Genomic DNA, 14613 nt, shown 5'->3' on the forward strand with positions numbered 1-14613 from the left:
TTAACTAACGCTATAATGTCGTATATAACCGTCGAGGGTCGCCGGACGTGCCCCCCGATTGTCGCCGTAATCCGGCCCCCGGCCCTATGTCGGGAAAAGTTTTTAAACGGCCACGTTTGCCGATAACGAAGGGGACGAGAAGCGGGGTCGTTTAAAACTAGTGATGTTGTCGCCTGTTAGCTCTAATGCGAGCCACGTCGTCTACGTACCACTTCATCACCTCCAGCCCGACCCCCTTTATCCTCGCCAACGCGAATAAATCATCCCTGGAAAGTAGCAGTCTTTTGTCCCTCGTCTCTTTGACCTTGTCTATTTTCGACTTGTCAATTACGAACACCTTGGCCATTACTTCCGCTCTGGAGGGGTCGCCTACGCCTACTCTGGCGCGTACTTTGCCATCGTCGCGTTGTACTTCCCAAGTGAGAGTCAACTTGTCCGGCCTGCCATCTACTTCATACTGAATATCGACGAGTAGCTCGCCGTCTTCTCTCTTCGCAGAGATGTTTAATATCTTTATGTCTTCGTCGCTCAGCTCTGACAGAGTTACAGACTCTACTTGTTGTGCAAAGTTTATATATGCGTCAACTATTTCGCTGTGGCTGGGGTCGCTCTTTAGTTTCATTAGTGCTTCACCTGCCTCTCTGTCCTGGTCAAAGACGGTCCTCAGCGCCAGTTTTAACAAGCCCTCCTCCTCAACAATGTAACTCTGCCCATCGTCGGCCTTTCTGAGGTATACCACCTCTTCGAGGCCGACACGTCTAAGCGCTTCAGCCACATCTGGGCTGACTGTTATGTACGTCAGATACGATAACAATTTCTTCATCTCGTCGACGCTGGGTGTTGTTGGCGTGTGAGATGTCTTTATGCTTGCAACAGTAGGTCTAGTCTTTGCAGCATTTCTTTGATTCTGCTCTTTAGCCATCCGACCCTCCTGCCGAAGTACTTCTTGAGCTCTGTCTTGACCACTTTCTGTAGCATACCTTGTAAGTTTCTCTTTTTGTGTAGAATCCACTTCCCTGATGGCTGTTTTGAGATTTTCAATGTACTTCTCGGCTACTCGGCGTAGCTCCTCGACGACGAGCTCGCCGCCGGCTTGTATCGCCTCCCAGCCTAGAGAGCTCAGCGCCGCGGCCGCCATCCTCGCCGCCTCCTCGGATGTGAACTCTACGCGCGGCTGGCCGCCCTCCCGCTTGACGGTTGCGATGAGCTCTACCAAGCGTTTCGGCTCTTTTGTCCGCTTCTTCTTATTGCCTATGTAAGTTAGCGTTATTTCTAGGTTATCTCTTTCCACAGGTTTTACTGATATTTGAGTGTACCCCCTAACCGTCAAGTCTAGCTTGTAGATCTTCTTCTGAAGGTGATCTGCTCTCTTCAGCGGCCGGGAGTCGGCCAGTTTAATTAACACGTCTCTGACTAGTAAGAATTTCTGCAAAACGTCTGCAATGTCAAAGTTTATTCGTAACGTGCCTTCTTTGTCGCGGTATATACTTCTAATGCCTATGCCATACTTCTTTGCAAAAGCTACCCACAAAGCCGCTTTGTGATATACATTAAACTTCTCCACGAGATCTCTCCTCTTTACCTCATCTGCCTTAAATCTGCCAACTCCAAGGTACGCTTCATTGGCGCTTACAGACCCGTCAAATAACGTGGCACCTATGAAGAACTCCGCCACGTCTTGCACATCTCTTTCAGCGCCTAGGTAGTACAACAGCGGCGCGAATATGCGTATGAAGGGCCCGTCCTCGTGCGTAATCTTCACACCGTTGATAATTAAATACCCGTCGCCGATTTCAAGGTTTTTGAGGTCTTCTATGGCCTCTGCCAATTTCTGGGGGTCTGCATAGCCGGTGAGCCTTACATCTTTAGCCTCTCCCAGCCAGCGTATTACTTCACCTATTTCTACGCCTTGTAACATTTCTCTCCACATGTCAACAGAAGCATAGCGCTGTCCCTTATACTCTACCTTAAGGCCGTGTTGAGTCAAGTCAATTTTTTCGTCTGGACTAACTCCGAGGTCTAGGGCTGTGTACAAGAGGGCTTGGACTTCGGAAGTGGTCCTGGCGATGATGCCAACATTCGAGTCGTAGCTACCGTCGGTGACTAGCAACGCTCTGAGGAAGCCCTCGCCGAGCTTTAAGTCGGTGCTAAGCGGCTCAGCGAGAATTTCAGCCAATTCTTTGTCCCTCGCCCTCCAAATTGTGTCTTTTTGCTCAAATTGTACAGTCAGCTTGTCTGTCTTTACAATTATTAACCATTTGTCAGACCTCCACTTCTCTATTCTGAGAGACAACTCATTGATCTTCAGCTTCCCCTCGGCGGCTAGTTTGGCAAATGCAACGACTGCACGCTCTGCCATGTAATTCACTTTCTCTTCAAGCGTTTTGTACGGCTCTTTGTAGTATTCCTCAACTAATTTCGACGTGGACTCCTTGGTAAATATTCTACACACCAACTCGGGCTCCTTAATCTTTATCTGCTCCCCGCTTTCAACTACCGCCTCTTCTAAAATACTCCTCACTGTTATGGCCCATGTTGCGTCGTCTAGGAGGCTTTCGACAAATGCGTATATCCTATCGGCAAAAGTTGAATCAAATAGACGCATTTCATTACTACCAAATGTAGACAAGTCGCGGACATGTCTCAGTTCGAACTGTCCCTCTAAGAATGTGCAGAAGTCTTCTCCAACACCTGGAGAGCGTTTGAAATATCCGCGGAGGTGACTAATGACATCTTCAATTTGTTTCTTAAGCTCTTTCCACTCTCTCACCCACTGCACCCACTTCTGGAAGTCAACTGGCACTTCGATTGATTGTGAAGGTTGTAGATTTCGCAATTTTGACACGCCTAATTCGAGAGGCGGCCTATGCTTAGCAAAGACATACGGCGCCAGAATTGTCAAACTCGACGCCGCTATGACTTGTCCAAGAACCTTCTTTTCATCTACAATTAGCCTCCTCCCAAGTTTCTTTTCAATACTTCTTCTAAACAACTTGTCTTCTTCCAAGACTCTTATTGCCGATTCGTATAACAAGTTGAATTCGTGACTCTTTACATATTCAAGTTTCTTTTCAACAACTTCTATAAACGACGCCGGGGCTATGGCGAAGGCGGCAAACGCGATGTGGTCCATCCAAAGCGTGTGGTCTAGCCACTGCGCAGTGGTCCATGTTATTAGCCCGGCCGCCGCGGCGGCCATCAACAGCCAGTGTGCCTTTATGTAGCCCACGGCCCTCGCCACGGCCTCGGCCACGGCCTCCACCGCCCGCTCCAGAGCGACTCCGAGCTGCTTCAGCCTTTCGTATATGGCCTCGGCCGCCTCCCTTATCTTCGCCACGGCCTCTTGATAGCGCTCTGCTAGGGTCAACGCCACGGCCGAGGCCATGGCCGCTGAGGCGCCCATCACCGCGTCGTGTACGACCACAGCCGCGACGGCCCCGGCCGCGGAGGCCGCCATCGGCAGAAGCAGCCTCTCGGCCATCGACAGCGCCTTGAAGGCCCTGCCCCAAGCCTTCTCGGCCTCTCGCAACAAGTTGTCGGCCAGCACCTCGGCGTATTTCAACACGACGTCGCCGGCGCCCAGCTCCTCCTCGGCCTTCTTGGCGGCGTCTATGACCCGCTTGAACAGCTTGTAGGCGTCTCTCGCGACGCCGTCCTCCAAATAGCCGGCGTAGGCGTCCTCGAGGCGGTACGCCAGCAGCTCGGCGTATTTCACTGCCTCGGGAGATGAGGCGAGCGTCGAGACGATCGAGCGCACTTCTTGGTCCACGTCGTTGAGGAAGTCCTCCAAGGCCCGGAACAACTCCATCTTCCTCCTCAGCGCTATTCTGCGCACGGCCTCCGCGGCCTTCGCCCTGGCCTTCTCGAGGGCTTTGCCCAACGCCTTCTCTATGTCCTCGGACGAGGCGCCGAAGGCCCTCGCCAGCTCTAGGGCCGCCTCCACGCCGTATACCTCTCCTCTCAACACGCCCTCGGCCTTCTTCTTGGCCCTCTCCGCCTCGGGCCTCCTCTCCTCCGCCCTCTTCGCGACCTCTTTCTCGGCCGCCTCGACGCGCGCCTCCTTCTCGGCCTTGCGCCTCTCCTCCTCCCTCTCGACGAGCCTCGCGCCGCGCTCGCTCAGTGGACGCGCCTCTTCTCTTAACCGCGCGCGGGCGTAGGGACTCGCCTCCTCTCTTCTATACGCCTCCTCGCGGGCGTAGGGCCGCTCCTCGCCCAGCTCCCTCCTCGCTATCTCCACCGTCTCTTTTATGTAAGCCGCGGTCGCCCCCTCCCAAGAGAAGATGCTCCTCAACACGTCGCGATACGGCTTGCCCGTCGCCTCGGAGTAGAACCTAGCCGCCGGGACGAAGGCCTCGGGCACGGCCGGAGGCAAGCCCCTCCTCTCCTCGAACCACTCGAGCCACTCCTTGACGTCGAAGACGTCCGCGCCGAAGGCCTTGGAGAGCTCGGGCATGGGCGACCAGTCGTAGACCGCGCGCCTGTCCTCCTTGATCCTCTCCCTCAACGCCTCGGCCAGCTTCTTCTTGATCAGCTCCTCCACGGCGGACTCCTCCCTCAGCCCGTGCCGTATGGCTATCAAGCGCCTGATTCTGTCCAGCGCCTTGTATATGCGCCTAGCCCTCTCCACGTCGTTGTCGGCCAAGGCCTCCGCGACGCCTCTAGCCAAGTCCTCCGCCCTCTCCAAGAAATAGGCGTGGAGGGCGCCGTTCTCCTCGACCACGGCGATCCTCTCCTTGGGCTGTAGCAAGAACACGGCGTACGGCGGTACATCGCCGCCGAAGTTCGCGAGGAAGTAGCCCCGCTTGGCCAGCTCGGCCTCAGCGAAGTCCAACGCCGCTCTTAGTTCTCCCTCCCTGGCTGGGGGCACCAGCAGGTAGAGCCCCTCCCTCCTCATCTCCCCCTCCTCGAGGTACACCGCCTCTACGCGCTTGACGTCGTAGTGCCGGGACAACGCGGCGGCCGTCCTCTCGTTCTTGGCGATCAAGATCCTGCCCTCCGTCGCCTTGGCGATTATCTCCCCGGCTAGCTCGTCCTTGATGGGCGCGAAGTCCTTGATCCTCGCGAGCACGTCGTAGACCTTCGCGAGTATGGCGTCGGCGTCGTTCGAGCCCAATACGCGGAGGAGCTCTTTCTTTTCCTCTTCCTTGGCCGCCCTGGCGGTCTTGACCGCCTCGGCGAGCTCCTCCGCCATTATCCGGCCCGCGTCCTCCGCCCTCTCGACGGCCACCTCTAGGTCCGCCTCGGCCAACTGCTTCACCGCCTCGGCCGCCTTTTTCGCCCCCACCGACTCCAGCCCGACGGCGAGGTCCTCGAGCTTCGCCCTGCCCCACAGCTCTTTCAGATGTAGCGCCTCGGCTATCTTCTTCAGCTTGTCGGGGTAGTACAGGTGCTCGTACTCGCGTATGTACATCGATGACACGTGTTTGAGCCCCTCGGGTAGCGCGTCGTATTTGCCCTCGACCTCCGTCTTGGCTGCTTGTATGATCCTCATCGCGGCGTACTTGGCCAGCTCGGCCTCTATCCTCCACTTCGCCAGCTCCTCGGCGGCTTGTATAAGCGCGAATTTAGCCGCGTGCGAGAACTGCGCTATGCTCTTCACGTCCTCGACGAACTTCCTCGCGTGTTCTCTGAAGTCGCCATCGCCTCTGGCCAGCCCTCTCAACGTCGACGGGGCCGTCTCGGGCCTCGACCGCCTCAACGCCTCGCGTAGCTCGTCCACGCGGATCTCGAGCCAATCGCGCAGGGCCGAGAGGACCGCCTCGTGGACCAAGTCGGGCCTCCACGAGATAGGCGCCTCGAGGGCCTTCAATCCCGCCGCGGTCTTGGGCTCGGCCGCCGCCCGCCCCTCCTCCCTCAAGGGCTTCACCAAGCGGTAGTAGGTCCTCTCGGCGTTCAGCGCCCCGGCGATCCACTCGTCCCTAAAGGCGCGCCACAAGGGCCGTAAGTCCAGCGCGTGGACCAGCTTCTCCAAGCCGCCTCTCGCAAGCTTGGCCCTATTGCCGAAGTACTCCCTCAGCCCCTCCACCAGCTCCTCCCTCGGCAGTTCCTCGGCGGCTTTCCTCGCGGCCCTCAAAGCCGCTCTGAACCGCCTAGCCGCCTCCTCGGCCAGCGCCCCGTCGCCTTTGATCTGCGCGATCCTCAGCTCGTGGAGCGCGGCCTTGGCCGCCAAGAGGCGCGCCGCTATTTCGGCCGCCTTGGCCTCGGGCGACGACGCCGCCTTCCTCCTCAGCTTCGCGGCTATGTGCAAATACGCGGCCGCCTTCGCGGCGTGTAGCACCACCTCGGCCGCCTTGAGGTGCTCTACGTTGGCCTTGAAGAACCTCCTAACCCCTCTCCTCACCCCCTCGTTGCTCCAGTCGGCGATGTACTTGGCCGCCTTCTCGGGATAGGTCTCCAGATGCGCCAAGTGCGAGAAGAGCGGGTCGACGACGGGCACGGGCAAGCCGAGCCTGGCCGGCGCGAACAACGATATGTCCTCCACGACCTCCATGCCCTCTAGATAGCGCGCCGCCGCTCTGGCCTGCGACAAGGGCATTGAGGTCAACAAGTGCGCGGCCGGAGGCGCGTTGAGCACGGCCCAACGCCACCAAGCCTCTCTGTCCTCCTTCTCGAAGAGCCTCCTCAGCTCCGCGGCGGCTCTAAGCGGCTCGGTCGGCAGTCCTCTTTTCTTGGCCGCCTTCTCCAGCAAGGCGAAGTCGTAGTCCAGCCTCCCGGTGGCGTAGAACTCGGCCAATTGGGCCAACGCCTCGTTCTCCCTCGCCGTTTGCCTCAAAAGGGCCTTGGCCTTCTCGGCGCCGAACATCGCGACGATAGCCGGCGGCACGCCCAGATCCTCCAGCGCCTCTCTGAGCGCCTCCGCCCTCCGCAAGTCCTCTGCGGCGGCCGAGGCCCAGAGCCTCAGCTCCTCCGCGTTTACGCCCAGCTGGCCGGCCAAGACGCGCAGCCTCTCCTCGATCTCGACCGCCCTCTCGGCCTCCTTTATCGCCTTCGCGACCTCCTCCTTGGGCATTATCTTGAGAGTCGCCGCGACGTCGGCCAGCCGCTTCGCTATCCTCTTCTTCTCCTCGGGAGGAGCCGCCTCGGCCTTCTTGACCAGCTCGACGAACTGCACGGCCGGCTCGCGCGTCCTCGCCAGCTCCCCGGCCAGCTTGTACGCCTCTACGAACGCGGCCAGCCTCTCGGCCTTGCCGAAGACGGGCTCCCTAAACGCCTTGGCCACCTCCTCCCTCGGCCTCCTCTGAAGCTCGGCGGCGAGGGCCTTCAGCTCGGCTAAAATCCGCGGCCTCTCGGACTCGTCGGCCGCCCTCAGCCTCTCCACTAGTTGCTTGAAGCGGCGGGCGTCGACGTAGAGCTTCGCGTCCTCGGCCACGTCGGCTCTGCTCCTCGCGAGGCCCAAATCGACCGGGGCTTTGGAGAGGACTTCTTCCAACTCTCGCAACTTGGCCACCGCCTCCGCGTACTGCCTGTGGCTCTCCGCGAGGCGGCTCGCGGCGCTTATAGAGCCGTCGTAGGCCTCTGCGGCCTCGCGTAGCCGTCCATACGCCTCGATCGCCTTGGAGAGCGCCTTGTCGTATTCGAGCGCCGCTCGGTAGGCCTCTTTCGCCGTTTTTACGCGCTCCAGGTCCGTCGCTACTCTCAACGATCTCTCGTCCAGCGCTTCTAGGGCTCTCTTCGCCGCGTCCGCCTTTGCCGAGGCCTCGGCCGCGTCGATCTGGGCGCGCACGGGCTCCACGCCCTCCAAGACCCGCGCGGCCCTCTTCGCCAAATCGCCGAAGCCGACGCGCTCCAGCTCCCTTCTCATCTCCTCCGCCGCCGCTCTTCTGTCCTCCCCGGCCAACGCCTTGGCCAAAGCCCTCTCCGCGGCCGATTTGGCGTACCCCAACGCGAAGTCCCGGTCTATCTCCCTGATGATCTTGCCCAGCTCCCTCTCGGCCCTCCTCTCGATCTCGGCCAACGCCTTGGCGTCCCCCCTCTCGCGCGCCTCTATAGCCCTCTCCAGCAATTTGGCGTATTTAGCGGGTATCTCTACGTCTTTTACCAGATAGGCCAAGTCCGCGTACTTCTCCAACGCGCGCGGGTCGCCTTGTTTAGTCTCCACGGCCTTCTTGGCCTCGTCCAGCCTCGCGCCGCGGGCTACCGACAAGGCCAGATCCAGCGCGTAGATCGCGCCGGCGCGTTTCTCGAGCCTCTGCAGCTTGCGCCAGTCTTGCTCGGCCTTCAGCGAAAACGCGTGGGACCACTCCTCGGCCCAGCGTTGTTTAAGCTCCTCGAAGGCCTCCGGCGCGTTGGACAGCCCGTTGGGCCCGAACACCTCCTTGACTATCCTCTCGAACTTGGCGCGGGCGGATTGGTGATACCTCGCCAGCGGGTCCACCACCTCCGCGATCAGCCTCTCCACCTCCTCTTGCGGAGCCCCGGCCATCACGGCCTCCTTCAGGCGGTCTATGGCCGAGAGGGAGGCCTCCAGCGCCCTCCTCTCCACCTCCTCGGCCCTCTCGATGATCTCGGCAGGCGCCGAGGTCCTCAGCGCCTTGGCCTTCTCCGCTCTGCGCAGCGCTTGATCGAACAGCCTCAAGTTCTCGAGCGCTTGCCTCTGCTCGACGGGGGCGTGCCTCTTGGCGGCCGCCTTAAGCAACCTCGTCATCTTGTCGTCGAACCAGCTCCAGAAGAAGAGGTACGACAACGGGCCGGCCCTCTCGATCCTCTCCTCGAACCATCTGTCGACGACGTCTATCTGCCTAAGCGCGCATATAACGTCGTGGCACTTAAAGGCCCGCCCAGCCTTCTCGGCTATCGGCTTCGCCCTCCTCAAAGCCCTCTCGGCCGCCGGCTCGACCTTCTCCCAAGCCCTCTCCGCCGCCTCCTTCGCCTTCCCGGCCGCCCTCCTCGCGGCTTCGGCAGTCCTCGAGACAGCCCTCTCTGCCCAGCCCTCGACCGTCCTACGTAATTTGTGCTCCGGCCACCGCTCCAGCCTCTCCAGGGCCCGCCTCTCCGCGTCCGGCCTCTCCAACCGCGTCTTGAGGGACGCCTTGTAGTAAAGCTTGTGGACGGCGCGCCTCGCCAAGGCCCGGACTGGATGAAGCCTGAACACCTTGGAGAATATCCTGGCCTTGACGAGCATCCTGATCTGGTACCAGAACGCGAGGTCTTGTATCACGTCCCATATGAAGCTGGCCAGCAACACGCCGGGGGAGGGGAAGTCCAAGACGGCGGCTAGGGCCTCCAGCGCGGCGACCGCCATGACCAGCCCCGCGAAGATGTTGCCGTATACGTTCAGCCAAGCCGCCATCGCCTCATAGGCGTACCGTATAGGCGCTATCGGCGCCGCCGGGATGGCGAAGGCGATCTCGCCCGCGAGCTCCTCGACGGATCGAGGAGGCGGAGGGGGCGGGTTGGCCTCCAAGAAGCGCCAGAGGGAGGCGGCGGCGTGGGCCGCCTCCTCGCTGAGGGCCGAGTCCCCCATGGGGTAGGACATGAGCCACGCCGAGGCCCCAGGCGCCAGCGTCATGTTGATCCTCGGCGCCGCGCGGGCCCCGTAGACGCAGGCCACCACTACGTTGTACGGGCGGTAGCCCACGGGCTCGGCCTCGGGCAACGGGTAGACCATGGGCTGGCCCGGCATCTCCATCAAGCCCTCCACTAGTCGCGCGATCTTGGGATCTACGTATTGCCTATTGGCGTCTATTATGCGCTCGGCCACGTCGTATTTGTACTCGACGAACTGCCCAGTCGTGTAGTAGGCGTAGGCGAATTCGCTGTTCAGCCTAGTCAAGTTGTCCACCGCCTCCGGCACCCACCGCCACCGCGGCTCGGAGGCCTCGACGACGAACGACTTGCACTCGTAGGCGTACGCCGGCCCCTCGACGATGTTTATATCGGACCCGTTACCCCACTCGCCCAACGTGGCGTTCCCCCGCGCGCGCACTTGGGAGACCGAGGATAGCCACGCGAAGCCGTAGACGTAGTCCACAACGCCGTCTCTGCTCCACACGACTACCCTCTTGTACGGCTGGACGTCCTCTATTCTGCACGTCGCGTTGGGGGGAGGCGGGCCGTCGCTCCAAGGGCCGTACTCGACGTCTTTAGACACCTCCCACATCCTGTATGTGTACGTGAAGTTCAGCACGACGTCGCGCGGGCCTTCGGGAACCCACGGCCTGGAGTAGAGCGTGATCGGCAACGGCTCTTGCCTCTCCACCAGCCTCTCCTTCACGACGGGCTCCTCCCGCGCCTCCCTGCTCGTCGATTTACACGTCCCGTTAATACACCATTGACATAATTCTGTCCATTTATAGAAGTAAATAGAATTGACTTGCTTCAAACTTCCAGTGTCGCCGGGCATGACGAAGGAGAGTACTGCGTCTTTCGTCTCGGGCCTAACCCAGTAGGCGCCACTTGTGGCGTTGAACGATAGGTATCCCGGCGACGCCGTGACGTCCCTCGTGAGGTTGTAGCTGGGGGGCGGCTTCAGCCACCCCCACACCCCCACTACGGCCGGCACAGAGCCCCGCTCTGTGTAGTTTAAGACGGAGGACTCCACCCTCACGGCGGCCGTGAGCAAGTCCCACCAGGGCTGCGGTCCGGTGTACACCCGCCAGAGGGGGTTGACGTCGTTGTAGAACGAGGCGGCGGCTTGTACTATCTCCCTCCCCTTTTCGCTATACTGGGGCGTCAAGGTCTCGTACAGCTCGACGTAGTGGGACAAATCCCACGGCGCTTTCTCCGGACTGCGCGGCACGTCCAGCCACGCGAATACCGTCGTGTAGTTGTACCAAGTGGCGTTTCCGTTCCAGATCGGCGTCGGCCCGTTGGCCGCCACGTAGTCGGAGCCGTTGCGGACGACGACCTTCACGTCGCCCGGCCTAGGCCCTCCGGGGATCTGCGCGGCGAGCAGGACCTCGTCCAGCTTGGCCTGGACGGCGGATACGCTCAACGCGGCGTTGTAGCGGCCGTAGAACAGACCTCCTCCATAGGGGACAATCAAGGAGGAGAAGTTGGCCGCCTCCTTCGCCCTCTCGACGACCTCCATCGTCTTGTTGGCCCACTGCACCACCTCGTAGCCCCACTTCAAGATATCGCCGACTGGGCCCGAGAAGTAGAGCGCGGCCATAGCCGCGGCGTAGAGAATAAGCGATACGCCGAGCAGCAAGCCTCCGACGGCCCTAGCCCTCGGCAAGACTAAGAGGGCTAGGGAGATGGGCAACAACGCGGGGACCAGCGCCTCGGCCGCCTCCGCCGCGATGGCCAAGACGTGGAAGGCCATGCCGACGCCTACGGCTACGTTGTAGATAGTCAGAAGGGCGAGGTGCAGCGGCTCCACTATCGTCTCGAGGACCGTCAAGGCGTTCGCGGCCACTTCTATTTGGCCGAACACGGCGGCTACGGCGGCTAATGCCTTGAGCGCGTCCTCCGCGGCGGCGGCGCCCAGCACTCCGTACGCAGCCGCCTTCGCCAACGCCAAGCCGGCCTCGGCCGTGGACTCCGCGACGGCCCCCGCCGCCTTTAAATCGGCGCTTACGTCCATCGCCCCGTAGACGTAGACGGGGCTTTTGGCGAAGACGAAGTGGGAGAAGACGAAGGACACGATCAAGGGGGCCAGCAACGTCAAGGCGGCCCCCGCCACGGGGACGTACCACTCCTCGTCCCCCCTAAACACAAGGAGGAGTATGCCGGAGATGGCCGCGGAGAAGAGGACTAGCTCGAGCAACGTCATTCGACGGAGAGGTGTTGCGGTAGTTTGGACAAGGCGTAGGTGATCGCGGCCGTGGCCGCGCCCGCGATGGAGAGGGCCGCGGCTATGTAGGCTGTGATCGTGGCCAAGGAGGCGGTCAAGTCCACGAGGTTGCCCCAGTTCAGCGTAGGCCACGACGGGTTGTACAAGTTCCTCACGACGTCCGCCGCGGCGGCGAGCGCCGGCGGGAAGGCTATGGCCACGGCCACTATCAACGCGCCCAAGGTCTCCAGCTTGCCCGTGGCCAACAGGAACGCCCCCAACGCCGCGATGAAGGCGAAGCCGGCGGCTATGTAGGAGGCGGCCGCGGCCACTCCAAGCGAAATCAACGCGCCCGAGGCGGCTCCCGAGAAGGGCATGGCGATCTGGAACAAGGACATGGAGTAGGAGGAGGTGAGCGGGAACAAGCCCGTGATAGTCGTGGTCGCGAAGACGTCGACGTAGGTCTTCTTAATTTCGTCGAACAGCCCCTCGAAGGTATTGATGGCGCACGACAGCGGCCCCGCCGGCGAGTACTGCTCCAAGCTCCCGGCGGCGCTCGCCAGCTCGCTCAAGCAAGGCCCCGCCCGCCCCGTCTGGCTGATGTAGAACTGCACAGCTTTGCCCAATAACACGGGCGAGAAGTAGGCGAAGGCTGTGACCAGCGCGATGACGACGGCTCTGTGCCAGACCGCCCAGGCCTCCTCCCTCCCGCGAGCTCCTCCCAGGACCCAGAGGAGGGCCCCGTAGGCGAAGTAGCCGAGGACGGGGAAAAAGGGGGCTGTTGAGAGGAGGTCCATCACCCGAATATCCAGCTGAAGGCGTCTTTGAACGAGTCCACGTAGGCCAGCTTCAAGAAGCTCGTGGCCGCCTGCACGGGGTCTATGCCCGTGGAGCCTCCGCCCAGCCCCGCCACCACTGCGTTTATGCCGTATACGATCAGCGCGAGGACTATGGGGAACACCGCCGCGCCCACGAGGTACCACTTGAGGTGCTCCACCACGTTGATCAACGCCGACCATCTATACCACTGCGTGGGCGACAGCACGTAGACGACGAAGCCGTACGCGGCCAGCAGTATGATGGCCACCATGGAGGCGTAGCCTATTAGGTATATCAGAGCCCTAATCGCCGAGCGGATTACGTCCGCATACGGCATGTTCTGGACTACCGACGACTGCGCGAGCGCGAACGCCGCCAGCATGAGCGAGGCCAAGACGGCCGCTACCGCCACGGCCTTCTTCTCGGCCTTCTTTTGTTTGGGGGGCATGCCTACGCTCTTTGGCGGGCGGAAAAACCTTAAACTAAGCCCCGGCTTACGGCCTCCTGCTCCTGAGCATCTTCACCCAGAGGTTGTCCGAAAACGGCTCGGGGGCCTCTGGCTGCTCGGCCCCGGGCCGTCCCCCTCTGCTAGGCGCCTCCCCTCCCCTCGCGCGGAGCGCCTCCTCCGCCCTCCTAAGCGCAGTGGTCGAGATGTAGTCCAGCGCCTCCCTCATCTCCTCCTTGGTCTTGGCCTCCCTCAGCGCCTTCTTGACCACTTCCACCGCCCCTCTGTACTCCTCGACCACTTGCTGTAATAGATCCCAGCAGTCGGGGTCGAGGCCGCGCGGTCCGACGGCTCCGCCCCCTCTGTCCTCGGCGCGTCCTAGGTATATCACGCGCCTCTTTTCGCCGTACTTGACTCCGAGGTATAAGTACTGGCCGTCTCGCCACAGCCATATCCTCACCCCCGACAAGTCCACTGCGTCCACTAGCTTGCGCCTCATATCGCCGAGACCAGATCTCCGAGTTTTACGTCGTTCACGAGGAGAACTAATTGCGCGACGGAAAAACTTGAACTAGATCCGCCGAGCATCTCGGCGGCTCTACGCCGAAATCTAGTAGGCATGCCGATACGCCCAACGCGGACTAGAGTCGCCGAATTTTACGCCGTCTATACGGCGGATTCTAGTCTGCTTAGTAGAGGCCATCGCTCTTGATCTCATACTCGATCTCTGTCTCTGGCGACATCCCGGGCACGTCCAGAGGCCACATCCTGCCCGCCATCTTCGCCTTGTTGGGCCTCTCCATCATGAAGAGGCAGTGCACTGTGTGTAACAAGACGTTCCCCCCGGCGGGCCTCTTCGCCGAGAATAGGGAGGGCACGTCCATTACTTGGTCCGTGACGACGGCCAGCTTGCCCAGCCTAGTGTAGCGTTGCAAGATGTTGAGCGCGTAGAGCATGGCTTGCTGCCTAGGGGCCAAGTTCTGCCTCCCGCGGTACTCCGCCCTGAACGGCGCCACCAGCGAGTCCACCACGATGACGTCCACGTCCTCCGGCAGCTCCCTCAACAGCTCTATCAGCTGGAAGGAGTCGACGGGGCGGTAGATGTACAGCCTAGCGTAGGCGTCCTCGGGCACGTTGAAGCGCTTGAACATGGCGGCTATAGTGGCGTTATCTATGTCGAAGGTGCCCTCGGCGTCTATGTACACCACCTTCATCCCCTGCGACAGCGCGACGGCCGAAATCTGCTTGGCCAGCAACGATTTGCCCGTGCCGTACTCGCCGGCGAATCCGTAGATGAGGCCGAGCTTCACGCCGCCCCAAGGGGTCTTCTCGTCGAATTCCTTGACCCCCGTCTTCAGGACTTTCTCCTCGCCCTTCCTCTTCAGCAGATCGGCGGCCGTGACAAGCCTCTGGGAGAGGCCGGCGGCCTCGCGTATGCGCCTCAGCGCCTTCTCTGCGTCTGTCACATCTTCGTAGTCCAAGAGCTCTTGGATCTCCATCGGCGTCATGAGGGCGAATTTGCGGAGCGTGTAGCCGCGTTGGCAGAGCTCCAACGCCCTCTCGGCCCTCTCCCCTGAGAAAACCTCGTAGACCCACTCGCAGCCTTGAGGGGCGTCGCGGCGCTTGGGCATAGCCC

5 protein-coding genes are annotated in these 14613 nt (G+C 61.0%); all 5 read right to left on the reverse strand.

Annotation, left to right across the window (positions count from 1 at the left end; all coding sequences use genetic code 11):
• Positions 1–157 precede the first annotated feature (157 nt).
• On the reverse strand, positions 158–11713 hold the full coding sequence (locus ACZ5PA_RS01935; RefSeq protein WP_464930613.1) for a hypothetical protein: 11556 nt from the start codon (positions 11711–11713) through the stop codon (positions 158–160).
• A complete protein-coding gene (locus tag ACZ5PA_RS01940; RefSeq protein ID WP_464930614.1) occupies positions 11710–12510 on the reverse strand; it encodes a hypothetical protein in 801 nt (266 codons plus the stop codon). Before ACZ5PA_RS01940 ends, ACZ5PA_RS01935 begins: the two co-directional genes overlap by 4 nt.
• Positions 12510–12980 (reverse strand): hypothetical protein, encoded by a 471-nt coding sequence (locus ACZ5PA_RS01945; protein ID WP_464930615.1) that lies wholly within the window; start codon positions 12978–12980, stop codon positions 12510–12512. The genes ACZ5PA_RS01940 and ACZ5PA_RS01945 overlap by 1 nt, the downstream gene beginning before the upstream one ends.
• Before the next feature lie 46 nt (positions 12981–13026).
• The gene (locus ACZ5PA_RS01950; protein ID WP_464930616.1) at positions 13027–13476 is read right to left on the reverse strand and encodes a hypothetical protein; all 450 of its coding nucleotides are present in this window, start codon (positions 13474–13476) and stop codon (positions 13027–13029) included.
• Positions 13477–13666: 190 nt separating this feature from the next.
• Positions 13667–14608 (reverse strand): ATPase domain-containing protein, encoded by a 942-nt coding sequence (locus ACZ5PA_RS01955; RefSeq protein WP_464930617.1) that lies wholly within the window; start codon positions 14606–14608, stop codon positions 13667–13669.
• Positions 14609–14613 lie beyond the last annotated feature (5 nt).

This window comes from Thermoproteus thermophilus, from assembly GCF_055392855.1.